A 22,857-nucleotide genomic window follows, 5' to 3' on the forward strand; every position below is an offset into this window, starting at 1 on the left:
AGAAAACGGCCCAAAAGTAGGACCGTTCGAATTTCAAAAACTCGGTACACCATTAAGTCAAAACATGCTTAACTGAATGGTGTTAGCTAGTTAGCGGCTCTTTTTGTATTTACTATTTAAAGTATAGATTAACCAGCGGTTTGCGCTGTTGGTTGCTGTTTGTTTAGTTGTAAGTAACTTAGTAGCCACATACCCAAACCACCTAAAAATAATGCAGCTGCTACGTAACCTGTTTGATTAGGTGCAGCACCTTGCGCTATTGCAATTCCGCCGACCCACGGGCCTATAGCATTTGCGGTATTAAATGCGCACTGTACAAGAGCACCGATCATAGCGTGACCTTCTGGAGCAACATCCATTAATAGCGTTTGAATAAGTGTTGCCAAACCCACACTACAGCCAATAAAAAAGATGACAGCATAAAGCATCCAAATATTATGGCTTGCTGTTACATAAGCAAAAGCAAATACAATGGTGCATACAAGCGCAAGGCCAGTGGTTTTAATTGCAGATTTATCGGCAGCTTTACCCAGTACATAGTTACCGAGTGTACAACCAATACCAAACATCACCATAGCAATAGAAATAGTATAAGGCGCTGTTTTTGTTACTACTAAGATGGTGTCGGCAATGTAAGTATAAATACAAAACACCCCGCCAAAGCCAATAATTACAATACCCAAAATAGACCAAACCAGTTTGTTTTTAAGTACGCCAAACTCGTTTAGTAAGTTAGAAGGCTTAGCGTTATCTATATTTGGAACTACTTTGTAAACAAAAATAAAAGCAATAAATGCAAGCACTGCAGCGCCGGCTAAACAGTACCGCCAACTAAGGTTTTGACCCACAAGTGTTACAACAGGCACACCAACAATAGTGGCCACAGTTAAACCCATAAACACCTTAGACATAAAGCTAGCACGCTTACCTTTTGGGGCAATATCCGATGCTAATAAAATAGCCGCGCCAAAATATGCACCATGAGGTAAGCCACTTAAAAATCTAAATATTACAAGTTGCTCAAGCGACGTTGCCATCGCGCTTAATCCGTTTGAGACAAACATTAAGCTTATAAATATGAGCAATGCTTTGCGCTTTCTCATATTAGCAGTGGTAAGCATTAAAATAGGGGCACCCACTACAACACCAATGGCGTAAGCACTAATTGCATAGCCACTTTGTGATGGCGTTGAGCCAAATGTTTCGCTAATTAGTGGCAGCATAGGCATCATCGAAAACTCAGATAATCCTAAAATAAATGTGCCTAGCGCTAATACGAGTAAAATAGCGGTTCTGTTAAGTTGACTAGATGCCGACGTTACATCTGATGTCATAGATGATCCCTTAAGGTTTAATTTTAAAAATGAAACTGCACAATAGATCTTGAATAGGACATATTATGTGTATGCTTAAATTTTGGTGTGAGAGGGTAGTCTGTGAGGGCGCTATTTTAAGTTAAAAAAAGTACAGAGTCATGCATAAATTAGTGGTTTTATTAGGTTTTTAAAATGTTAATTAGAAGAAAATACTACTTAACATTTATAAAATAAAAAAACTATTTATAAAGCATATATATATAAGATATTAAATATTAGCCGAAAGGTTATTTAAAGCTTATATTTACAGTACAGCTACATATTGATATCACATTAATTTGCTAATTTTTGTACTAATTTACTCCTTAAGGTTTTTATATGTTTGGTATTTCTAAAAGAAACGCAAAAATTGAAGAAATGGAGCTTCAATTAATTCAAAAACAATCTATTTTATCGGCAATTAATAAGCACGTTGCTTATATAGAGTTTACACCTGATGGAATAATATTAGACGCAAACCAGTTGTTTTTAAAAACGATTGGGTATAGCAAAGAGAAAATAATTGGTAAGCATCATCGTATGTTTTGCGAACCTGAATATGCAAAGTCAAACGAATATAGTCAATTTTGGCAAGCATTGAAAGCAGGGAATTCTAAAGCAGGCTCGTTTTTAAGGTACAAAGCTAATGGCGATAAGCTTTGGCTTGAGGCAACTTACTTTCCTGTAGAAGAGCGCGGCGTAGTCACCAAAGTTATTAAAATAGCCTCTGATATTACAAACAGTTACATACAAAGAAAAGCGCAAGAAGCTATTGCAAATGCACTCGACAAAGCCTTGGCTACAATAGAGTTTACCCCAGAGGGTAATATTTTAAAGGCGAACCAAAACTTTTTAGCAACAATAGGTTATAGCTTAAAAGACATTGTAGGCAAGCATCATAAAATGTTTTGTACTAAATTGTTTTATGAGAAAAACCCACGCTTTTGGAGTGAATTAGCGCAGGGGCAGTTTAAGTCAGGAAAATTTAAACGTATTGCCGCCGACGGTTCAGAAATTTGGTTAGAAGCAACTTATAATCCAATTTTAGATAGCAAAGGTAATGTAATTAAAATAATTAAGTTTGCATCAAATATTACCGATCGAATTAACAATAATAGTGCAGTGACAGAAGCCGCTGCAATAGCACATGAATCGGCGGTAGCTACTGCTACAACCGCTAAAAAAGGCTCTGAAATACTACAAAGCTCTATAGCGAACTCCGACGCCATTGTAAGCCAAGTACTTAAATCGGTAGATTTAATAAAAAATCTTAATGAACAGTCTGCGGTCATAGGCTCCATTGTTTCGACAATTAGCAGCATTGCGGATCAAACTAATTTACTGGCACTTAATGCCGCAATAGAAGCAGCGCGTGCTGGTGATTATGGTCGAGGTTTTGCTGTAGTAGCTGATGAAGTAAGGCAGCTTGCAGCCAGCACGAGTCGCTCTACTAATGAAATAGCAAGTGTTGTTAAAAATAACCAAGAGCTCACTAATGATATATCAAAGCAAATAACGTCAGTTTCAGACTCATCAAAACAAGGAAGAGAGCTTATTGCTAATGTGTCTGAGGTCATTAAAGAGATTGAACGTGGAGCCGATATTGTTTCTCAAACGGTAGCTAAGTTAAATACTTAGTTAATTGCATGTTCCTATGTTTAAAGCTGCCTTCTTATGTGCTCAAACACACCTAACAACATTTTAAATTGATAAAGTGCGACAATATGTCGCGCTTTTGCTTTTACAACTCACACTATAATTACGCCAATTATTACAGTGGCATAAATTAACAATGGTTTATAAAAGCAAAACTCAAAAAACATATTTACTAACGCCTGTCGCACTTTTTATTAGTAGCGTGCTATCTCCTTTAGCATTTGCCGACGACACACCTTTAGAAGTGATAGAAGTTCACGGACATGCTCAAAATAAGCATTTAGCACTTGGTTCGTCAGAATCGTTATTAAGTGATTTAGGTGTCGATTTTTCAGCAGCGGGCGGCGTATCTAACTTACCTATTTTAAATGGTTTAATGGGCGACAGAGTTAAAGTGTTAGTTGATGGTGCAGATGTAACCGTTGCATGCGCTAATCATATGAACCCGCCACTTTCGTATATTTCGGCTAATCAAATTACGTCTTACAATGTGGTTGCAGGCGTGTCGCCAGTAAGCGCGGGCGGCGATAATATTGCGGGTGTAATAAGCGTTAATTCTATTTCACCACAGTATAGCGATAGCAATGAATTAGGTTGGCACTCAGGTTATGTGTCAGCAAAGTACAGTAGCGTTGATAACGGACGTAAACTTGGCGTTGGTGCACGTTTAGCAAGTGACACGTTTAGCCTTAATTATCAGGGTTCGTTTAGTGACGCAGATAGTTATGAAGACGGTAACGGCGATGTAGTATTAGATACATTGTATCGAGCACAAAATCATAGTTTAACCGCAGCTATGCGCGATGATAAGCAGCAATTAGTTATAAAGCTAACGCATCAAAAAATCCCGTATCAGGGATTTGCAAATCAGTATATGGATATGACCGATAACACCAGCTACGGTGCAATAGCTCAATACAAACGCTCCTTTGAAAACAGCGAGCTTGAAGGGCAAGTTAACTGGCATAGCGTAAAGCACGAAATGGGTTTTTTCAGTGAAGAAAAAACAGGCATGATGCGAATGAAAACCGATGCACAAGATATAAGTACGCAGCTTAAATGGCGTATCGCGCTTGATAAAAACAGCAGTATTTTACTCGGTCAAGAATATTACAATTACAGTATTGATGATTGGTGGCCAGGTATTGAAGGCTCAACCATGATGGGACCAGACAATTACGTAAATGTAAATAACGGTAAACGAGAGCGCATAGCGGCATTTGCAGAATTTGAGAGCCAAATAAATACAAAATTATGGTTAAACGCAGGCGTACGTATTGAAAGTATTAATACCCACGTTGGAGAGGTTCAATCTTACAACGATGACATGAGTATGATGGATATGGACGATATGAGCGATATGACCGATATGAGTAGTATGGAAAGTATGACCATGAGCGATACGTCTACAGATAATACCATCGCTGCACAGAACTTTAATGCTGGCGACAGAGATAAAACCGACACTATAGTTGATGCTAACTTATTAATTAACTACCAAATAACAAATTATGATGAGCTGCAATTTGGTCTTGCCCGTAAAAACCGAGCGCCTAATTTATACGAGCGATACAGTTGGGGTGTAAGTACCATGGCAACCACCATGATTGGTTGGTATGGCGATGGTAATGGTTATATTGGTAAGCCTGATTTAGACGTTGAAACAGCGCATACAATAAGTGCTACTTATATTAAATTGGCTAAAGATGACCGTTGGCGATTAAGCACCAATGTTTGGTATACAGATGTGAGTGACTATATTGATGCTGATATTGTAAGAAGCTTCAATAGTTATGATTTGGACAACACTGCGCGTAACATTTTTCAGTTTACTAATGTAGATGCTATTTTATATGGTGCAAAAATAGATTTAACAGCCAATATTTATGAATCTAAGGATTTAGGTAACTGGCAGTTACACGCTAATGTTGCTAATACGAGAGGCAAGCGCGACGATACTAATCAGCCACTTTATCAAATTAAACCACTGCAAACTCAGCTAGGTATTAGCCAGCAAATAGGTCGATTTGAAAATGCGTTATCTTGGCAGTGGGTCGATACTAAAAGCCGTGTAGATAATGATCGTTTTGAAAACCAAACAGACAGCTACAGCCTGGTTAATTTAAGCTCTAAAGCCACATGGGATTCATTAACGCTAAGTGCTGAAGTGAGTAACGTGTTTGATGAGTACTACCAACTCCCGCTTGGGGGGGTAAGTATTGCGGCACTTAAACAAGATAGCAGTAACGGGTTTGAACAACTTGCAGGGCAGGGTCGTTCATTTAATGTAAGCGTTAGTTACGCGTTTTAATTAACTTCATATTCAAATTTAAAAATAAAGCAAAAGCCATAACTGTGTTATGGCTTTTTTTGCGCTTTAATAATTAAGCCGTAAACTTATTTTTATGAAATGTTTGTATGCAAAAAGCGTTCTATTAAGCACGCTTGTATTAATTTACAGCGTTATTTTAAGGCAATGCAGTAAAAAGCAGTAACTTGTTCATCACCCAATGATTAGGAAATACAGTGTTTAAGCAATTTAAAAATAAAGTGATGGTGGCGCCAACAGCTATGGCCGGTTTAGCTTTGGGTATTGCTAGTATGGGATGGACATGGGAAAACGTTTTTAATTTAAACTCCCAAGGGCAATTTTTGGGAGCGGTACTAGCTGGCGTATTAGTTTTACTTTTGGCTGCTAAGTTTTTACTACACCCTCATTTATTAAAAGCCGATTTAGCACACCCAGTTGCAGGAAGTGTGATCCCTACATTTGCAATGGCTAATCTTGTTATTTCAAACTCAGTTGGGCAATTTAACTCATTAGCTGGCGACATTATGTGGGTTTTAGCTTTTGTGCTGCATCTCACATTTTTGGTGAGTTTTTTATACCAGCGAGCAAAAAAGTTTAACTTTGAGGATATGGCGCCCAGCTGGTTTGTGCCGCCAGTGGGGATAATTATTGCAGATGTTACTTTTTCGGGAAATCCGACATTAGCGTGGTTAGCTTATAGCGCACTGGTGATTGGTATATCAACGTACAGTATTATGCTGCCAATTATGTTTTATCGTTTTTTATTAGCATTAAAAAGTGACTACGAAATACAGCCAACACTTGCCATTTTAGCTGCGCCTGCCAGTTTAACATTAGCGGGGTATTTTCATATTGTAGCTAATCCATCACTTGTTATAGTGGGGGGATTATTTATATTAGCGATAATAAAAACACTGATTGTTTATGTGTTATTTATAAAGTTATTACGCAGACCTTTTACGCCGAGCTACGCTGCTTTTACATTTCCAATGGTTATTGGGGCAACTGCATTATTTAAAATGAAAGACTGGATGCAAAGTATAAACCTCGCAATGCCATATGTAGATACAGTTAATTACTTAGCTACGTTTGAACTTATAGTTGCCACGGCAGTAGTTGGTTATGTAAGTGGTCGGTACTTTTGCCACTTTAAATTATCAAAGCAACGGGTAGCGTAGAGTTACTCTTGGATTACCTCTGGCTCATTACTTTCTTGTTCAGCTAGTTTTTCGCGCTCAGCTTTTGACACATAACCAGGTTTGTTGCTTTTATGTAGTTTAGCGTTAGTGCGTTTATCTTTCTTTTGAAATTTAGTGACGATTTTTTTACGACGGTTCACAATTAAATACCCTGTTAATTTTAAGTCGCGCATTATACATTCATCCTCATAAAAGCTGCTATATAAATATTCAGCTTAAGTTACCTGTGTGTTTAGCGTAAAGAGCTATAAGTAAGCGCTTCATAGCGTTATAATTACCGCTCTTAGTTATTAATTAAATGGGAATTGTTTTGAAAAAGTTAGCTTTAGCCAGTATTGCTTTATTTGCGTTTGGTGCTCATGCGCAGTTAAATAAAAATATTGATAGCGTTGCCGATTACGCAGTAAATACCTACCAAAATGCTCAAATACACACACTAACTAACTTAGTGGCTTTTCCGACCGTTAATAAAAGCGACATTACAGCCCCTCAAAATCCCGATTTTATTGGCTTTAAAGCACTGTTAAAAATGAAAGCCGCAGAGCTTGGTTTTGACTACCAAGATTTAGGTTATACCGTATTAATAGGTATGGGCGAGCAAAACGAAAAAGTAACGGTAGTAACGCACGGCGACGTGCAACCTGCTAATGCTAGCAAATGGAAACAAAGCCCTTTTATTATTGATACGTCTGAACCTGGTAAATTAGTTGGTCGTGGTACTGAGGATGATAAAGGCGCAATAGCGACAGCGCTTTACGCCATGAAGGCAATTAAAGATAAAGGCATAACGCTTAATAACCGTATTGAGCTGATGATTTATCTTGCTGAGGAGTCTGATTGGGGTCCGCTAACTAAATTTATGAAAACGTATGAGCAACCAAAATATGCAGTAACGATTGATGCATCATATCCTGTAGTGGTTGCCGAGAAAGGCTGGAGCTTAATTGCTCCTACCTTTAATGCAACATCGCCACAAACGGGTTTATATGTAAAGGATGTAACTGGCGGTGCGTTTAGAAGCCAAATTCCAGAAGACGCCAGCTTAGTACTTCACAATGCAGACGCTGCACTTATTAATACATTAAAAGCAAAAGCCAAAACATTAAATAAAGTTGAGTTTAACTTTAGTGAAAAAAGTAATGGTTTAGCAATAAGCGTTAAAGGTATGTCGGCGCATTCATCAGAGCCGGAGTCGGGTATAAATGCGATTGCGTATTTAGCTGAGTTATTTAAAGGCGTGGAGCTTGAAAATAACAGTGACGGCGAGCTAATCGACTTTGTAAATCAGTTAATTGGTTTAGATATTCACGGTAAACAGTTTGGCGAAATAGCCTATAAGCACGACTTTATGGGCCCGATGACAGTGGCACCAACTGTTATTGAGCGCGATGGTAATGCGCTAACACTTGCTGTAAATGCACGTCGCCCTATGGGTAAAGACGAAGCTGTATTACAAAAGCAAATTGATGATGCGCTCGCTAATTGGCAAGCCACTAACAATGTAACGCTTGCCAACATAGAAACAATCATTGGCACACCTATGCTGCTTGATAGCGCGCCGCATGCGCAAAAGCTGCTTGATATTTTTAAGCATTTTACGGGCGACGAAAAAGCTGACTTTGTATCAATAGGTGGTGGCACTAACGCAAAGCTGTTTGATAATGCGGTATCGTTTGGTCCTTCAATGCCAGGCAAGCGCTACACCGGTCACTCAGAGCATGAATTTATGACACTTGAGCAACTTAAGCTTAATTTACGTATGTACACAGCGATGATGATCGAGCTGGGTAATATGTAGTTTAAAGTTGTTTAGAAAATGCCGCCTTGTTTAACTGAACTGACCCAGCAAGGCGGCTTTTTTGTGTTTATTAAAATTGGGCTACAAAGCTAAGATTATATACATCATAGTTATCATTATCAGTGTAATTAGCTGTGAAGTAGTAGCTATCATTAATAAAGTACTTACCTTCAATAACTAAATCAGAGTCGTTTGAGCCAATACCGACTGCAACATGTTTATTAAAGTAATAGTTTGCGAGCACATTAAAAACTGAGTCGTCGCCAACATCTAGGTAGTCAACATTTATAGCAAAATAACTGTCATCGTAAAGATGGGCAAAGTAACGTGATGATAGGTCCCATGACTCTGTTTCATCATCTGTTTCAACAGTAAAACCAATGTAGTCGGTGTCATTAATTTCATGATTATATTGAGCTTTAAATAAATAAACTGTATCGCTATATTCATAATCTAACATACGAACAGATACTTTTAGTGAATCAGCAAATAAGTAACCTAAACCAAGTGAATAGTTGTCGGCATCACCAATATTAGGTAGTTCAAAAGTTGCAAAAGCATTGCCGTAAAAGCCTTCTCCAAAAATACCTTTTCCACTATAACCATCTGAATTAAAATAATTTAAGCCTATATTACTATCTGTATCCAAGTAGCCATAATCATCCCACACACCTGAGTTTTGCTGTTCCTCAAAGTAATAGTGAGTTGATAACCCGTACACATTATCACTGTAATAATCAGAATCAATTTTTGCGTAGTTTATAGAGTTAAACCATTGTTTTGATTCTGACTGCTCGACGTTTGCAGACGCTGTACAGCTAAGTGCGAGTAAAGTGAGTGGCATTAAAAAGCGCATAAGTATCCCTTCTTATAATTAAGTAAATTTGTTACTAGAATGGGTATTATATTTATGAGGTTTTATAAGGCAATTAAATGATTGTAATAAAGTGTTTGGGTATTGTAGATTTTCCTAATTAAAAACGTAGGTTACCTCAGGCAAGTTTTCAAAGCTTGGTTTGGCAAATAAATACCCTTGCATAAGCTCAACACCTGCGTTTTTAAGCCATGTATATTCTTCTACTGTTTCAATCCCTTCAGCCAGTGCGATAATATTTAAATCGCGAAACATATTTAAGCAATGAGTTACTATTAATTGGCGTTTTTTGTCGTTGCTTATATCGCGTATTAGCGCCATATCCAGCTTAATAATATCTGTTTGAAAGTCAGCCAGTAGATTTAAACCAGAATAACCTGCACCAAAGTCATCGGTGGCGGTTTTAAATCCGAGAGACTGATAGTAATCAACAACGCGCTTTATGTGTGCGGTGTCTTCTATTTTTTCTACTTCAGTAAATTCAAACATAATATTTTGAATTGGGAAGTTATACTTTTTTGCCGCTTCTAGTGTGGTGCGTATACATCGCTCTGGTTTATAAATAGCATTAGGTAAAAAGTTAATGCTTAGCATTGATGTTATGCCCAGCTTTGAGGCTAGTTGAATGGCTTTAATACGACAAAGCTGATCAAATGCATAGCGGTTGTCTTCATTTACTTTTGAAATGATTGAATAAGCAGACTCGCCATTTAAACCCCTAACTAGTGCCTCATAGCCATAAATAAGATTAGTTTTACAGTTTATAATCGGTTGAAAAGCCATAGAAAAATCAAATTCGAGATCGTTAGCGTCAGCACAGTTACTACACGTAACTTTTTCACAATCTTTTGATTTTTCGCTCATTTAGCTCATCCTCTTATGTTTATTTGTTTAGGTTAGTTGAGATTAGATTCTAACACAAATAGATTAAAGTATTGTTTTTTATGTTTTTATACATAATAAATAACTATGTAATTAAATGAAAAGTGATGACTAATGTCAGATCACTTAGTGACATTTAGCAGGTGTGTACGTTGCTTATTAAAACAATAATAGCGACATACATTACTTGGAGAATATAAATGAGCAATACAGTGACATTAGGCAAAAAAATTAAAGGATACTTACTTTAACTTTGCTAAGCGTTATAAATTTACTAACTTCGCCTAGTTATATATGGGTAGTATGGCCAGCAATTGGGATGGGAATAGGGCTTGTAGTAAGTACTTTGAGTAGGAATAAACCTAAAAATACTTCTTTATAATAAGCAAGCCAAGTAATTACTTACTTGGCTTTTTAGTAAGGAACTGTCTAAACAGTTAAGTCTAAATAGTTAAGTCTAAATATTTAAAATGCTGATTGAAGTGTCGCATCTAGTGATATTTCGGTATTTAAGAGCTTGGAAATAGGGCAGCTCTTTTTGGTTTGCTCACATAAGGCTTGAAACTGCTCGTTTTGAATATCATCAATACGCGCTTTTACCTCAAGAGCAATATGCGTTACTGAAAAACCGTCATCTACTTCATCAAGGCTTACAGTGGCTTTAGTATCAATTTTATCTGCGGTAAAGCCTGCATCACCTAATGCAAGCGAAAGCGCCATACTAAAACATGCACTGTGCGCTGCACCTACTAATTCTTCAGGGTTTGAGCCTGCCTTATCTTCAAAGCGGGTATTAAAACCATAAGGTTGTTTGTTAAGCGCGCCACTTTGAGTTGATATGCTACCTTTGCCTGTTTTAATATCGCCAGACCATGTTGAACTAGCCGTTTTTTTAATAGTCATCATCTTCTCCTTGCTTGAGTGTAAGCTTTTCAGGTTAGCTAAGCGTTATTTACAAAATAAACTTATATAAAGCCTTAAAAGCACTAATTACTGATGATGTTGCAAAATAGACGCCAGTTAATTGTTACTCTTATTTATTACGCCTGCAGCGCTCTGAACAGAAAATAACGTTATCCCAGTCGCGCTGCCATTTTTTACGCCACGTAAAAGGTTTATTACAAATAGGGCATATTTTTTGAGGTAAGTTTAGTTTTTTGTGCGCCATGCTTACTCAGCCTTACTGTTACTTTTAGTATCCGTTTTACTTTTTGTTCGAGTAACTTTTTGAGTACCCCCAACGTGCTTTTTAAGAATCCTCCCTATGGCGCGTTTAACATCAGCTCGCTCACGGTATTGCCATAAGCGTTCGCGTGCTTCTTTTGAGGCTACTGTTAAATCAAGCATCGGTTCGGGATAATCCTCCCCTAACTTAAAGTCGTTAAAGAGTGCTTCCATTGGAGTTTGCTCCCAAGGCTGATGTAAATATTCAATAGGGAGTTTTTCAAGCTCGGGGCACCACTTTTTAATAAACGAACCTGTTGGGTCTTGATCTTCTGATTGTTTAATTGGGTTGTAGTGCCTAATGGTGTTAATGCCTGTTACCGAGGCTTGCATTTGAATTTGCGGATAGTGAATTGCGGGCTCAAAATCTAAAAAGTAATTAGCGAGAGGAAAGCTTGCTTGCTGCCAGCTTATATTTAAATGATGCGTTACAAAGCTTACAAGCATGGCGCGCATTCTAAAGTTTATATAGCCGGTGGCTTTTAAGCAGCGCATGCAAGCGTCAATAATGGGAATACCTGTTTGACCTTGCGCCCAGCGTTCAATATCGTTTTTAACATGTTCATCATCACGATACGGAAATACATGATAACCCGGATTAAGGGCTAAAAACTCCATAGAACATTCGCTCTCAAACTTTTGCATAAAGTGGCAGTGCCAATGCAAGCGCGATACAAACGCAGCAAGCGGGCGCTTCCAGCCTCTTTTGTTAGGGTGTTTTGAATGATATTCATCAATGGCCATTTGATACACTTGCCTAAGGCTAATATTCCCCCATGCTAGGTACGGCGAAAGTCGGGAGCAATGTGTTTGGCTTAAACTTGGGCTCGATATTCCTTTTTGATAACCTTTACCGCGCTCGGCAAAAAAGCTCTGCATTACAGTTCGCGCATGCAGCGGGCCACCTTGTTGAAAGCTGTCGTGATCTTGCGTGTAAGCGCTTGGCAGCTCAGGTGCTTGATAGTTATTGAGGGTAATTGTTTTTATACTCTTCCAATTAGGAACAGCAATAGGTGCTTGCATTGTTTGCTGCCAGCGTTCGTTCCAATTATTACGATTTTTTTTGCCGCGAATAACCGCGCCTGTTTGCGACTCTTGCCAGTTAATGTGGTTATGCTGGCACCATGCTTTTATTACTTTATCGCGCTCAAAGGTGTTGTTTAAGCCTATTTCTTGATGGCTAAAAATATTAACTATTTCAAACTGTGCCTTTAACGATTCAAGTAAATCGTTCATATTTAAATTAAATATATAAACACAGGCGTTAAAACGCGCTAGCTGATTATTTAACTCAACTATTGATTGATACACAAAGCGCCAGTGCCGCTCATTGTAGTGTGCATCTTCGAGCAATAATGGCTCAAAGTTATAAAGTAATAGGGTAGGTAAGCCATTACTGAATGCATTTTTTAATGGTTGATGATCGCTAAGACGCAAATCACGTTTAAACCACACGATGTTTATTTTCATATAATTTGTTTATTGCTTTAAATAGAGATAAAAATTAGCTTGTTATTTAACTGAGTCAGCCAAGCCTATACGTAACTAACTTGAATTAAGATTTAGTTTTAATGTATTAAAAGGAAAAGTATGTTTTTAGATTTAACTGTAAATAAAGAGCTTAATGTTTATTCGTATTTAGTTGGCGGGATCAGCCCTCGTCCAATTGCATGGATAAGTACATTAAGTAGCGACGGTGTGGCTAATATTGCTCCTTACTCATTTTTTACAGTAGCGAGTTGTAACCCACCAGTATTGAGTGTGACGCAAGTAAATCCACGCGATAAACCAAGTAAAGATACATTAATTAACTTATTAGCGACTAAAGAATGTGTGATTAACATTGTGAGCCATGAACTGGTTGAAAAAATGAATCAAAGCTGTGCTAATTATCCTAGTGATGTTAGTGAGTTTGATGCTGCAAATATAACTAAAATTGATAGCCAAATGGTCGCAGTGCCGAGTGTTGCTGATTCAAAAGTACGCTATGAGTGTAAGCTACGCGAAGTTATTACTATTTCAAGCGAGCCAGGTGGCGGGCAAATGATGTTACTAGACATAGTGGGTATTTGTGTTGACGATGAAGTGTTTGTTGACGGTTATATTGACCCAACACTTTTAGATGCGGTAGGTAGAATGGGTGGAGATTACTATGCAACCACTAAAGACAAATTTGTACTTAAACGACCACAAATCTAGTTTTATGTTTATTCTTCCTTAGTTTGTGCACAATGTTTGCACTTTTACTTGTTAACTTTGTTTTATTAAACGTTAAAGTAAAGGTTCAAGCATTGAAAACACTTTTTAAAACAAAAGCCTCTAATGTAACTAAGTTATTTGCGTTAAGTGCGCTTTGTATCGCTTTAAGCGCATGTAACAGCGATTCTACAAGTACTACAACAGACGGCGAGACAGTCAGTAATAGTGCTCCAACGGTTGACGCCGGTATTGACCAAACTGTTAATGCGGGCGATACCGTTTATTTAAGTTCAACAGTTGAAGATGATGGCGAAGTATCCGTTAGCTGGTCACAAACATCAGGCACTACCGTTAGCTTATCTTCAAGTACTGCAACGTCTACTGAGTTTGTTGCACCTGAAGTTTTAACCGATGAAGCACTTGTATTTGAAATCAGTGCAGATGACGGCACAAACGATGTCGTTGTAGATACCGTTATAGTTAATGTTATTGCTTCATCAGACTCAGATACTGGTGCAGTTGATAATAGTGCAAAACTTACCAGCTGGTTAATTAACAACGATACAACCTCCACTTATATACAAAACAATGGCGCAGTGGTTGAAGATGTTCAATCAGTTGAGGTTGTTACTGTTTCTGAGGAAGATGCTGACGTTGAATACATGTATGTGCAAACAACTGACATTCCTAAATATGGCGTAACGCTTACACAAGACCAAGTAGACGCGTTAAATAACCGCCCGCGTGCAGCTACCGATTTTTATAACGGTGTAACCTCAGCAGCAGTAGGGCAAACCATTTCGTTTGGTGAAGATATTGGCTATAACAGCAGCACTGAAAACTGTGATGACACAGGCGGCGCAGGCTATTGGCCTCCAGGACCAGGTTGCCCGACAGAACAAACAGTTGAGGCGTATTTTCCGATAACACCTACCGATTTATCTGACACTGAAACGTGTGAAACAGGTTTAGGTACAGTTGGCTTAATGGTTAATGGCACCAGTATATTTAACTGGGGCGATGGTATGAGCTACGGTAATAATATTTGGTATACATTAGCGCCCATTGCTGAGCAATACGATGTTGATGTGTGTGGCGGACATGCTGCTAACGGTGAATATCATCACCATTTTTATACTAGTTGCTTAGCTGATTTACTTGAAGATGATGGCGATGCGCATTCACCTATTTATGGGTTTGCAGCTGATGGCTATCCACTTTATGGTCCTTATGAAAGTAACGGTCAACTTGCATTAAGCGGCTGGGAAATGCGTGATTATGGCGCGTCAGAAAGTGAAGGTGGTTGTGGTACTGAAGGTGAGCGAAGCTGTACTTTAGTCGATCAATACGATGTTAGCCAAGGCACACAAACAAGTGATGCAGGTCCTGCTATTGGCGCAGAAGTAACGACGCTCTCTGGTAATACATTAAATGCCGACGATGGTTATTACTTTGAAGATTTCTACTACGCACAAAAAACAGTAACCGGTGCTCAATTAGATGAGCATAACGGCCACGATACTAACGATGGCAAGGGTTATCACTACCATATAACACTAACGTTAGACAGTGATGGTAAATTACAGCCTTCTTTTCCTTATCAAATAGGGCCTCGTTTTAAAGGTCAATTAGCCGATAATTCAATTGGTCGCTGTGATACGGGCGAAACAATGGGTCCACCACCGGGAATGTAAGGAGTAACTATGCGTTATTTTAAATACGCATTGATCCTAACTACTGCTGTGCTATTGAGCTTTAAGCTCTTTGCGCAGCAGGAAATGATGGATCATAGCCATATGCCTATAGCAGTGCCAAGTGATACGCCAATCCCGGCATTAAGCCTTAAGTTATTAAAAGATAGTATGTCGGGTTATAACTTAATTTTAGATACTCAGCGCTATGATTTATCTGTACCCCCTGAGGGCGCAATGAACATGCAGCAAATGATGAGCGTTACTACAAACGATGACACGGGCTTTTTACAAGGTCATGCCCATTTATATATAAATGGGGTTAAAATACAGCGAATTTACGGACATGCATTGCATTTACCTGCTAACTTATTTAAAAGTGGTATAAATACCGTATCGGTTACTTTAAATAATCATGGTCATATGTATTGGACCGCTCAGGGCAAAAAAATAGTTGCTACGCTGTATGTTAACGATCAAACCAAAGAGTTTATAACATACCGATTTGAAAGCTTTCCTAGCAAGGTTGAAAACACGCATTAATGAAAATTCATAATAAACTTTTTTTAATACTATTTAGTTTTACCTTTAGTGTTATTGCAGGGCTAGTAGTACTTATACAATGGAGTATAGGGCAAGGCGTAATTGATTTTGTTAATGCAAAAGAAGTAAAAGCGCTTGAACCACTTGTTGTGCAACTTGCAAAGCAATACGAAAAAACCCCCTCATGGGAACGTGTTGTTGGCAATGGCGAAAATTTTAGAAAACTTGTTGAATCTCAGCTAGAAAATAGCCAGTTTTTACCTAGGCCACCAGAAGGTCCAGGCCCCAGAGGGGGAATGATGCGACGGCCGCCACCCGATCATATTCGTTTAGGGGGAGAGCGCCGCCTACCACCTGAAAATATTGCTCACTACGCTTTGCTTGATGAAAATAAGCAGCGAGTAGTGGGTAGATACCTCAGCGATTTAAAATATATAACAACCCCAATTACAGTGAGCGATAAAACAGTGGGTTACTTAGCTGTATCTAAAAGAGATAGCTTGGTTGATGGTTATGAGCTTGATTTTTTACAGCAGCAAACTAACTACTTATGGTTTATTGCTTTAGCCGCTGTATTGCTTACATTGCTAGTTACCTTTTTATTGTCTCGTCACTTAGTTAGTCCAGTAAAGCAAATTGCTAATGGTATGCATCGCTTAACGCAAGGTAATTACGAGACCAAACTTACGCTTGAGCGAAAAGACGAATTAGGCCAATTAAGCGAAGATTTTAATATCCTTGCATTTACACTCGCTAAAGACGAGCAAGTGCGCAAACGCTGGCTTGCCAATATTTCTCACGAGCTTAGAACGCCAATGAGTATTTTACTCGGTGAACTTGAAGCTATGCTACTTGGTATACGTGAGCCTAATGCAAAAAATATTAACTCGGCTAACGACGAGGCATTGCATTTAAAACGCTTAATAGATGATTTGCATATGCTCAATAGCGCAGAGTTAGGGGGTATGCATTACACTATGCAACCTACTGATATGGCTTTATTATTAAATACTATTGAGCAAAAATATCAGGTTATACTTGAGCAGCACAATATAAAAATTTACTTACTCAATAGCGCTAAACACATAACTGTACAAGCAGATAAAACCCGACTTTTGCAGCTGCTCGATAATATTTTAATGAACGCGGTACACTATGCACAATGCACCACTATTTCATTAACGGCTAATAATATAAGCATTAAAGGGCAAACCTACTTAGAGCTTATAATTGAAGATAATGGCGTAGGTGTAGAGCAGTCGCATTTATCGCATTTGTTTGAGTATTTATATCGAGTAGATAGCTCTCGTAATCGCCAAGAGGGCGGTTCGGGCTTGGGCTTATCTATTTGCCAACATATAGTTAAAGGCCATAATGGTGAAATAGCTGCTGAAAAAGCCACTCTAGGCGGTCTTGCTATTATTATTAGGCTACCAACTATTTAGCTTTAGTTGATTCAGATAAAAAATACGTAACTTGAACTTTGTTTGATATGGTATTTTTATCTAAGTTTGGATTACTAATAACAGAGAACTCTATGAGCGAACAAATACTGATTGTGGAAGATGAGGTAAAGCTGGCTAACTTAATGAGTGACTTTTTAAGTAGCCATCATTTTGTTACTCATCAAATACATCACGGAAATGAAGTATTACCTTGGCTTGAAATTAATAGACCGAGCGTAATTTTGCTCGACATAATGCTACCTGGTCAAAGTGGTATAGAACTATGTAAAGCAATCAGGCGCTTTTCAAATGTGCCTATTATTATGGTATCGGCAAAAGTAGAAGAAATAGATAGGCTGCTTGGACTTGAGTTAGGTGCAGATGATTATATTTGTAAGCCGTTTAGTTATGCTGAGCTGGTGGCGCGAGTTAAAGCTATATTAAGGCGATTAAGTAGCGCAAGTGATGTTACAGAGTCAACAATGAAGCTTGACGAGAGTACCTACAGCGTAAAATACAAATCAAACAGCATAGAGCTTACGAACTTTGAATTTCAGCTATTTAAACCTTTGTTTAACAACCCAAATCGTATTTATTCGCGCGATAGTTTAATGGACACTATGTACGCCGATCAGCGTATTGTGAGCCATCGTACTATTGATAGCCATATTAAAAAGTTGCGTAAAAAACTAGATGAAGTGACACAAACTGAAAGTGTTATTCAGTCTGTTTATGGGGTTGGCTACCGATTTGTGCACCCGCAGTAAGAGGTATTAGTAAGCTATGACGATGAGCTATTCATCATCGTCAGCATTTTTAATTCGCTCTAAGCGGTCAAACTCTTCGTATTCGGCAGCTTGAATTTCATCAAGAATAGAATCTACATCGGCAAGTTCGTCACTGTCTTCAAATTCACCTGTAAGCGTTGAATTAGGCGTTAAATTGGCCTCTTCAAATAATGCCCACATTTCTTTAGCGTATTGAGTTTTTAGTATGCTTGGCGCAAATTCACCATAGTAGCGGCGTATGTTATTTACATCGCGTGCAAACATAGCTTGTGCACTGTTATTTGCTGAAGCGTTAACTGCTTGCGGTAAATCTATAATTACAGGGCCGTTATTATCTACAAGTACATTAAATTCAGATAAATCGCCGTGTATTATACCTGCGCAAAGCATAAGCTTAATGTAATGCATCATGAGTTTATGTTGCTCAATAGCTTGCTCTTCACTAAAAACGACATGTCCAAGTTGAGGGGCTACGTTACCATTCTCGTCCGACACAAGCTCCATAAGCAGCACGCCATCAATACAAAAGTAAGTATCAGGAACACGTACACCCACGCCAGCTAAACGAGATAACGCATCAACTTCGGCATTTTGCCAAATCTCTTCTTCTAATTGACGGCCATAGCTAGAACGTTTACCCATAGCACGCGCTTGGCGTCCACCACGTACTTTTCGGCCTTCTTGGTATTGTGCCGCTTTTTTAAAGCTACGTTTAACCGCGTCTTTATACACTTTCGCACAGCGAATGTGCTCACCACAGCGGACAATAAATACATCGGCTTCTTTACCGCTCATTAGTCGGCTTATAACTTCGTCAATAAGGCCATCATCAACAAGGGGTTGTAGGCGTTTAGGTATTTTCACAGATTGCCTGCTAAGTAGGGTTGGTTATTAATCATTATTTATGAAAGTGCTCTGTATTTGTTTGTTTAATTGGCTCAAGCAGTATATCAGCTTTGAGAATTAAGGGCAGTAACACTACTGCCTGAGAGTAATTAATCGTATTATTTTATTAGCTTATATATTGATTGCAAAGCAATCAACCAGAACTTTTTAAATAAGTATTTAGATTACTATTTTTTATTAAAATAATTTATTACTTCCTCATTATTTGCACATTGTTTGCGTTTTTAAAGCGTAAGCTTAGTTTAATTCTTAAATACGAGGTTATTACTATGAAGCATTTTTCAACTCTTGCCACTGTGGCAATATTATCTATTGCTTTTTCAGCTAATGTAGCTGCTCGAGGCGGTGACAATCCTCCTGAAAAACCTGACTTCTCAACTATTGATACTGATGGTGATGGCGTAATTAGCTTTGAAGAGTTTAGTGCTAAAAAACCGCCACACGGCGATGCACAAACAATTTTTGATTCTATAGATGCCGATGGTAATGGCGAAATTAGTGAACAAGAACTTAGCGATCATAAACCACCTCGTCGTGAACGCTGAAAGGATACTAAAATGATTAATAGTATTAACAGTAGTTCTGCGAGTTTTATGTCGCAACAAAGTAGTCAGGCTGCAAAACTAACAACAGAGCAAAGCGATTTTGTTAAAGAAACGCTTGCAGAGTTTGACGCTGAAAACTTAACCGAAGAAAACGCGCAAAGTATTCAAGCGGCATTTAAAGAACAAGGTATTGAACCAACAAAAGAGCTTGCTGATTTAATGAGCGAACTTGAGTTTGATGCTAAAAGCATTGGTGATGCAGGACGAGTGGAAGGCCAAAGACCGCCACCGCCGCCACAGAACTCATTAGAATCAGTAGATACAGACGAAGTAGTCAGCTACTTAGATGAGCTATTAACTGAGTATTCAAGCCAGTTGTCTGATGAAGATAAAGAATCAATCCTTGCATCAGTGCAAGAGAAGTTTGGTTTAAGTGAAGGCGATTCACTGCTAAATGTAACTGCTTAGGTGTTATAACTTAGAGTAAAGCTGACTGTTACTCGAAAGTCTTAAGTCCAAAGCCCAACGGTTAACTCTGTTGGGCTTTTTTATTGGCTTAATTTAAGCGTGTTTCTATTTTGCTGGTGCCATCTTCTTCGGTAAATTTAAATACAAAATCTTTTTTACCGTCTTGGTTTATGTCTACCAGAAGAATATCTTTATTATTTTTAGGCAGCGTTAGTTTTAATTTTTTACGTTTATCATTTAGCAGTGAGTCTTGCTCTCCGTAATAAATATACAGCGTTTTTTTACTGTATTTGTATACTGCGTCAATATAGCTGTCGCCGTTAATATCACCTAAATATAGGGCTGGCTCGGAATCATCGCCGTTCATTCCTACTTCCATTTCTAAATCAAGTTCGATACTCGATTTATTGGCAAATGAGCCGTCGGGTTGCTGCTTATAAATGTTCATTTCTACATCTACATCAGTACTGCCATCGCCCAATGCCATAGACGCAATAGTACCTAAGCCAATATCTAAATCCATTTTTTGTAAATCAATTAAGCCATCATTATTAAAATCAGTTTTGAGCAATAACTCACTAGGGCCTTGTGTTTCAAATAAGGTAATGGGCGTATTACTAAAGCCTTTAGCACTTCCTAGGTACAAAGTATGTGCTATTTTTATATCTAACGAATCCATACCTTGCGTTGGCTTAAACTGTCTAGTTGTAAAATCTAGAAATCCGTCGTTATTAATATCAATAATTTGCTTTATTTTGCGAGTTTCGCCATTGCTTAGCTCGCCTAATTCGATGTTAAAATCAATTGAGGTGAGCTTTTGCTCAAAGCCTTCTGAATTAGCAAGTAGTACATCTGCTCCAAAGTCATTTGAAAAAACCAAGTCGCTTAACCCGTCGTGGTTAAAATCAATAACAACGGGTTTATTGTTAATATTAACTTCTAGAGAAAGCCCTTTTCCTGAAAAGCTGCCTTCATACATAGGTGTTTGTTTAAATTTGTTAGGCTTAAAGCTGCCATCTTTATTTTGAATGTATAAAGTACTGCTTGCTAACCCAGGGATGAAAATATCGCTTAGACCGTCGTTGTTGGCATCGAAGACAAAGTCTACTTTTTCAAATTTATCTATTTTTAATTGATTTAGAACCGACTCATAATTAAACAATAGTGTTGGTTTACCAGCATGGGCTTTGTATACGCCATCACTTGTTAGTACGAGTGCTTGTTTATCGGTAATGTTAGCAAGTGTAGCCACATCAAACCCGATGGCATTTTTTGGTAAAGCAAGTTCACTACTTAGTGATGTGAGTAAATTGATGGCTTCTAATTGTTTTGATTCTTTATTATATGCAAATAAAATCTCTGAATCGGTTGATACTAATTCATCCGTTGTTTTTATTGCCATTGTTTGAGCTATAGCGCTAATGGGGGTAAGTAAAGTGATGAGTGAATAGCAAAGTGGTTTTATCATGCAAATCCCTTTTTTATATTTAGTTGTATCGTTACATTTTTATTATTCACTTATATAAGCAACATCAGCGCACAACTTAACGTAGGGTCCAGCGCTGGCGGTTTGCTAATTAGCGTAAATTTAAACGTAATACACTTATGTAAGTTGGTTTATATTTAGCCTACGCTAATAACTATGTACTGGGTGTAAGTAATTGTAAGATTATGTTTTAAGAAGGGCTTGTTGACCTTTCAGGATTGAACTTGTTCAACCCAAGGAAGATTTAATCGCGGCGCGAGGTTTGTAACCTAGTAACAAAGAGTCAATCTCCCCTAGGCAGAACCCTTCGGGCTGACGAATCCCCAAAACGTGACAGGCACAGCAATTTATGATCTTATGTAAATCACCACAACCTACATAAGTCACAACTGCTATGCCTGACACATTAGTTTGCCATAAGTACTTTAAACATGCATTAGCGCCATTCAATAATGCCAGAGTAAAAACATTACTAAGCTGCAGTAATGCATTAATTTCGGGCAATAAACTTACCTTAACTGAAATCGGCAGAAATTTGTCTGGCGCTGTGGATGTAAAACATAAAATAAAACGCGTTGATCGCTTCTTAAAAAATACTCACCTCTACAATGAAAGGGTCGCTATCTATAAAGCATTAGCTCATCCTATTATCGACTCTTTACCAATGCTTGCAATTGCCGTTGACTGGAGCGGTGCCTGTGGTCACGACTATCACTTACTGCGAGCAAGCTTACTTGTGGATGGGCGCTCTATCGTGATTTATAACATGATTGTTGAGCAGAAGAATTTTGATAGCCCAGCAACCAACAGCCTGTTTTTAGATGAACTTTATGAAGTGCTTGGACGACATCTTAGTGTCTATATTGTAACAGACGGCGGCTTTCTTACGCCTTGGTATAGTAAAGTACGCGAACTTGGTTGGCATATGATAGGTCGATTAAGAGGCTCAATGAAGTGTAAACTAGCCATGCAATCACAATGGCATACATTAAAACAACTTAGGGTTGGTGCCAGCGATATACCAAAGGCGTTAGGTCAAGCACGACTAACTCAGTCCAGCCCGACAGCATGCGATGCATTTTTACACGTATATCATGGAAAAAATAAAGGAAGAAAAGGAAAAAGCAGATTTACGAAAGATACAAAAATGTATCAAAACTTAGCGAAAGAGCCATGGTTACTCGCGACATCAGACAATACAATGACGAGTAAGCGAGTAGTTGGTTTATATAGTAAAAGAATGCAAATAGAGCAAAATTCCGCGATGACAAAAGTTTGAGATATGGTTTTTCGTGGCGTTTTAGTAAAAGCACCGGCATAAATAGAATAGGAATATTATGCTTGATAGCCACAATAGCGAGCACTGCGTTATGGTTTATAGGGTGTGAAGCAGAAAAAAGAAAGTGGCATATAAAATTTCAAGCAAATAGTGTTAAGAATCGCCGAGTTCTTTCATTTTTAACCTTAGCCAAGCAAGTCATAAAGCT

The 22,857-nt window shown here is 38.2% G+C and carries 22 protein-coding genes; 13 read left to right on the plus strand and 9 right to left on the minus strand.

Going from position 1 to position 22,857, the window contains the following annotated elements; all coding sequences use genetic code 11:
* Window positions 1-128 precede the first annotated feature (128 nt).
* The gene (locus tag GQR52_RS15380) at window positions 129-1,334 is read right to left on the minus strand and encodes an MFS transporter (protein WP_165729015.1); all 1,206 of its coding nucleotides are present in this window, start codon (window positions 1,332-1,334) and stop codon (window positions 129-131) included.
* Between the two features lie 360 nt (window positions 1,335-1,694).
* Here GQR52_RS15380 and GQR52_RS15385 point away from each other — a divergent pair, with 360 nt between their 5' ends.
* The 3 genes from GQR52_RS15385 to GQR52_RS15395 all read left to right on the plus strand — a co-directional run bounded on the left by GQR52_RS15385 (window position 1,695) and on the right by GQR52_RS15395 (window position 6,500).
* Window positions 1,695-2,993, plus strand: a complete 1,299-nt coding sequence (locus GQR52_RS15385) for a PAS domain-containing methyl-accepting chemotaxis protein (protein WP_165726424.1) — start codon at window positions 1,695-1,697, stop codon at window positions 2,991-2,993.
* A 154-nt stretch (window positions 2,994-3,147) separates the two neighbouring features.
* Window positions 3,148-5,322 carry a TonB-dependent receptor gene (locus GQR52_RS15390; protein WP_165729016.1) on the plus strand — a complete coding sequence of 725 codons (2,175 nt, stop codon included), beginning with the start codon at window positions 3,148-3,150 and terminating at the stop codon, window positions 5,320-5,322.
* A 215-nt stretch (window positions 5,323-5,537) separates the two neighbouring features.
* Window positions 5,538-6,500 (plus strand): TDT family transporter, encoded by a 963-nt coding sequence (locus GQR52_RS15395; RefSeq protein WP_165729017.1) that lies wholly within the window; start codon window positions 5,538-5,540, stop codon window positions 6,498-6,500.
* A gap of 2 nt (window positions 6,501-6,502) precedes the next feature.
* Here GQR52_RS15395 and GQR52_RS15400 read toward each other — a convergent pair whose 3' ends face one another.
* On the minus strand, window positions 6,503-6,694 hold the full coding sequence (locus GQR52_RS15400) for a DUF2986 domain-containing protein (RefSeq protein WP_008169531.1): 192 nt from the start codon (window positions 6,692-6,694) through the stop codon (window positions 6,503-6,505).
* A gap of 137 nt (window positions 6,695-6,831) precedes the next feature.
* Here GQR52_RS15400 and GQR52_RS15405 point away from each other — a divergent pair, with 137 nt between their 5' ends.
* Window positions 6,832-8,319, plus strand: coding sequence for a dipeptidase (locus tag GQR52_RS15405; RefSeq protein ID WP_165729018.1), 1,488 nt, complete (start codon window positions 6,832-6,834; stop codon window positions 8,317-8,319).
* Between the two features lie 70 nt (window positions 8,320-8,389).
* On the opposite strand, the gene GQR52_RS15410 is transcribed toward GQR52_RS15405, so the two are convergent.
* Together GQR52_RS15410 and GQR52_RS15415 are read right to left on the minus strand one after the other, a co-directional pair.
* A complete protein-coding gene (locus GQR52_RS15410) occupies window positions 8,390-9,175 on the minus strand; it encodes a putative porin (protein ID WP_008136988.1) in 786 nt (261 codons plus the stop codon).
* A 114-nt stretch (window positions 9,176-9,289) separates the two neighbouring features.
* Window positions 9,290-10,057 (minus strand): EAL domain-containing protein, encoded by a 768-nt coding sequence (locus tag GQR52_RS15415; RefSeq protein WP_008136989.1) that lies wholly within the window; start codon window positions 10,055-10,057, stop codon window positions 9,290-9,292.
* 271 nt (window positions 10,058-10,328) lie between these two features.
* Here GQR52_RS15415 and GQR52_RS20700 point away from each other — a divergent pair, with 271 nt between their 5' ends.
* Window positions 10,329-10,457, plus strand: coding sequence for a 2TM domain-containing protein (locus GQR52_RS20700; protein ID WP_346774285.1), 129 nt, complete (start codon window positions 10,329-10,331; stop codon window positions 10,455-10,457).
* Window positions 10,458-10,540: 83 nt separating this feature from the next.
* Here the strand turns inward: GQR52_RS20700 and GQR52_RS15420 are convergent, their stop codons facing one another.
* The 3 genes from GQR52_RS15420 to GQR52_RS15430 all read right to left on the minus strand — a co-directional run bounded on the left by GQR52_RS15420 (window position 10,541) and on the right by GQR52_RS15430 (window position 12,769).
* Entirely contained in the window at window positions 10,541-10,978 is a 438-nt protein-coding gene (locus tag GQR52_RS15420) for an OsmC family protein (RefSeq protein WP_039487188.1), read from the minus strand.
* Window positions 10,979-11,108: 130 nt separating this feature from the next.
* Window positions 11,109-11,243 (minus strand): DUF2256 domain-containing protein, encoded by a 135-nt coding sequence (locus GQR52_RS15425; protein ID WP_076916399.1) that lies wholly within the window; start codon window positions 11,241-11,243, stop codon window positions 11,109-11,111.
* A gap of 2 nt (window positions 11,244-11,245) precedes the next feature.
* The gene (locus tag GQR52_RS15430) at window positions 11,246-12,769 is read right to left on the minus strand and encodes a deoxyribodipyrimidine photo-lyase (RefSeq protein WP_165729019.1); all 1,524 of its coding nucleotides are present in this window, start codon (window positions 12,767-12,769) and stop codon (window positions 11,246-11,248) included.
* 120 nt (window positions 12,770-12,889) lie between these two features.
* On the opposite strand from GQR52_RS15430, the gene GQR52_RS15435 reads away from it, so the two are divergent.
* From GQR52_RS15435 to GQR52_RS15455, 5 genes are all read left to right on the plus strand, one after another.
* Window positions 12,890-13,498 carry a flavin reductase family protein gene (locus tag GQR52_RS15435; RefSeq protein WP_149594224.1) on the plus strand — a complete coding sequence of 203 codons (609 nt, stop codon included), beginning with the start codon at window positions 12,890-12,892 and terminating at the stop codon, window positions 13,496-13,498.
* Window positions 13,499-13,530: 32 nt separating this feature from the next.
* Window positions 13,531-15,192 (plus strand): YHYH protein, encoded by a 1,662-nt coding sequence (locus GQR52_RS15440; RefSeq protein ID WP_165729020.1) that lies wholly within the window; start codon window positions 13,531-13,533, stop codon window positions 15,190-15,192.
* Between the two features lie 9 nt (window positions 15,193-15,201).
* Window positions 15,202-15,732 (plus strand): hypothetical protein, encoded by a 531-nt coding sequence (locus GQR52_RS15445; RefSeq protein WP_165729021.1) that lies wholly within the window; start codon window positions 15,202-15,204, stop codon window positions 15,730-15,732.
* Window positions 15,732-17,177, plus strand: a complete 1,446-nt coding sequence (locus tag GQR52_RS15450; protein WP_165729022.1) for an ATP-binding protein — start codon at window positions 15,732-15,734, stop codon at window positions 17,175-17,177. The genes GQR52_RS15445 and GQR52_RS15450 overlap by 1 nt, the downstream gene beginning before the upstream one ends.
* Window positions 17,178-17,269: 92 nt before the next feature.
* A complete protein-coding gene (locus GQR52_RS15455; RefSeq protein ID WP_007581275.1) occupies window positions 17,270-17,944 on the plus strand; it encodes a response regulator in 675 nt (224 codons plus the stop codon).
* A gap of 27 nt (window positions 17,945-17,971) precedes the next feature.
* Here the strand turns inward: GQR52_RS15455 and GQR52_RS15460 are convergent, their stop codons facing one another.
* On the minus strand, window positions 17,972-18,829 hold the full coding sequence (locus GQR52_RS15460) for a PA4780 family RIO1-like protein kinase (protein WP_010555357.1): 858 nt from the start codon (window positions 18,827-18,829) through the stop codon (window positions 17,972-17,974).
* A gap of 311 nt (window positions 18,830-19,140) precedes the next feature.
* Between GQR52_RS15460 and GQR52_RS15465 the strand changes: the two genes are divergently transcribed.
* Both GQR52_RS15465 and GQR52_RS15470 read left to right on the plus strand, forming a co-directional pair.
* A complete protein-coding gene (locus tag GQR52_RS15465; RefSeq protein ID WP_007581281.1) occupies window positions 19,141-19,416 on the plus strand; it encodes an EF-hand domain-containing protein in 276 nt (91 codons plus the stop codon).
* Between the two features lie 12 nt (window positions 19,417-19,428).
* Window positions 19,429-19,884: a hypothetical protein gene (locus tag GQR52_RS15470; RefSeq protein WP_165729023.1), complete on the plus strand. Its 456-nt coding sequence runs from the start codon at window positions 19,429-19,431 to the stop codon at window positions 19,882-19,884.
* A gap of 88 nt (window positions 19,885-19,972) precedes the next feature.
* On the opposite strand, the gene GQR52_RS15475 is transcribed toward GQR52_RS15470, so the two are convergent.
* Complete coding sequence (locus tag GQR52_RS15475; RefSeq protein ID WP_165729024.1) at window positions 19,973-21,352, minus strand: VCBS repeat-containing protein; 1,380 nt, start codon at window positions 21,350-21,352, stop codon at window positions 19,973-19,975.
* 412 nt (window positions 21,353-21,764) lie between these two features.
* On the opposite strand from GQR52_RS15475, the gene GQR52_RS15480 reads away from it, so the two are divergent.
* Complete coding sequence (locus GQR52_RS15480) at window positions 21,765-22,649, plus strand: IS4 family transposase (RefSeq protein ID WP_165729025.1); 885 nt, start codon at window positions 21,765-21,767, stop codon at window positions 22,647-22,649.
* Window positions 22,650-22,857: the final 208 nt, after the last annotated feature.

It is taken from the genome of Pseudoalteromonas sp. 31A1, from assembly GCF_011378815.1.
Taxonomy (GTDB): domain Bacteria; phylum Pseudomonadota; class Gammaproteobacteria; order Enterobacterales; family Alteromonadaceae; genus Pseudoalteromonas; species Pseudoalteromonas arctica.

Excerpts from the sequence above, each read along its gene's own strand:
- GQR52_RS15380 (WP_165729015.1), bottom strand. The coding sequence starts at position 1,334 with ATGACATCAGATGTAACGTCGGCATCTAGTCAACTTAACAGAACCGCT.
- GQR52_RS15385 (WP_165726424.1), top strand. The coding sequence starts at position 1,695 with ATGTTTGGTATTTCTAAAAGAAACGCAAAAATTGAAGAAATGGAGCTT.
- GQR52_RS15390 (WP_165729016.1), top strand. The coding sequence starts at position 3,148 with ATGGTTTATAAAAGCAAAACTCAAAAAACATATTTACTAACGCCTGTC.
- GQR52_RS15400 (WP_008169531.1), bottom strand. The coding sequence starts at position 6,694 with ATGCGCGACTTAAAATTAACAGGGTATTTAATTGTGAACCGTCGTAAA.
- GQR52_RS15410 (WP_008136988.1), bottom strand. The coding sequence starts at position 9,175 with ATGCGCTTTTTAATGCCACTCACTTTACTCGCACTTAGCTGTACAGCG.
- GQR52_RS15415 (WP_008136989.1), bottom strand. The coding sequence starts at position 10,057 with ATGAGCGAAAAATCAAAAGATTGTGAAAAAGTTACGTGTAGTAACTGT.
- GQR52_RS15420 (WP_039487188.1), bottom strand. The coding sequence starts at position 10,978 with ATGACTATTAAAAAAACGGCTAGTTCAACATGGTCTGGCGATATTAAA.
- GQR52_RS15425 (WP_076916399.1), bottom strand. The coding sequence starts at position 11,243 with ATGGCGCACAAAAAACTAAACTTACCTCAAAAAATATGCCCTATTTGT.
- GQR52_RS15430 (WP_165729019.1), bottom strand. The coding sequence starts at position 12,769 with ATGAAAATAAACATCGTGTGGTTTAAACGTGATTTGCGTCTTAGCGAT.
- GQR52_RS15435 (WP_149594224.1), top strand. The coding sequence starts at position 12,890 with ATGTTTTTAGATTTAACTGTAAATAAAGAGCTTAATGTTTATTCGTAT.
- GQR52_RS15440 (WP_165729020.1), top strand. The coding sequence starts at position 13,531 with ATGTTTGCACTTTTACTTGTTAACTTTGTTTTATTAAACGTTAAAGTA.
- GQR52_RS15445 (WP_165729021.1), top strand. The coding sequence starts at position 15,202 with ATGCGTTATTTTAAATACGCATTGATCCTAACTACTGCTGTGCTATTG.
- GQR52_RS15450 (WP_165729022.1), top strand. The coding sequence starts at position 15,732 with ATGAAAATTCATAATAAACTTTTTTTAATACTATTTAGTTTTACCTTT.
- GQR52_RS15455 (WP_007581275.1), top strand. The coding sequence starts at position 17,270 with ATGAGCGAACAAATACTGATTGTGGAAGATGAGGTAAAGCTGGCTAAC.
- GQR52_RS15465 (WP_007581281.1), top strand. The coding sequence starts at position 19,141 with ATGAAGCATTTTTCAACTCTTGCCACTGTGGCAATATTATCTATTGCT.
- GQR52_RS15470 (WP_165729023.1), top strand. The coding sequence starts at position 19,429 with ATGATTAATAGTATTAACAGTAGTTCTGCGAGTTTTATGTCGCAACAA.
- GQR52_RS15475 (WP_165729024.1), bottom strand. The coding sequence starts at position 21,352 with ATGATAAAACCACTTTGCTATTCACTCATCACTTTACTTACCCCCATT.
- GQR52_RS15480 (WP_165729025.1), top strand. The coding sequence starts at position 21,765 with ATGCCTGACACATTAGTTTGCCATAAGTACTTTAAACATGCATTAGCG.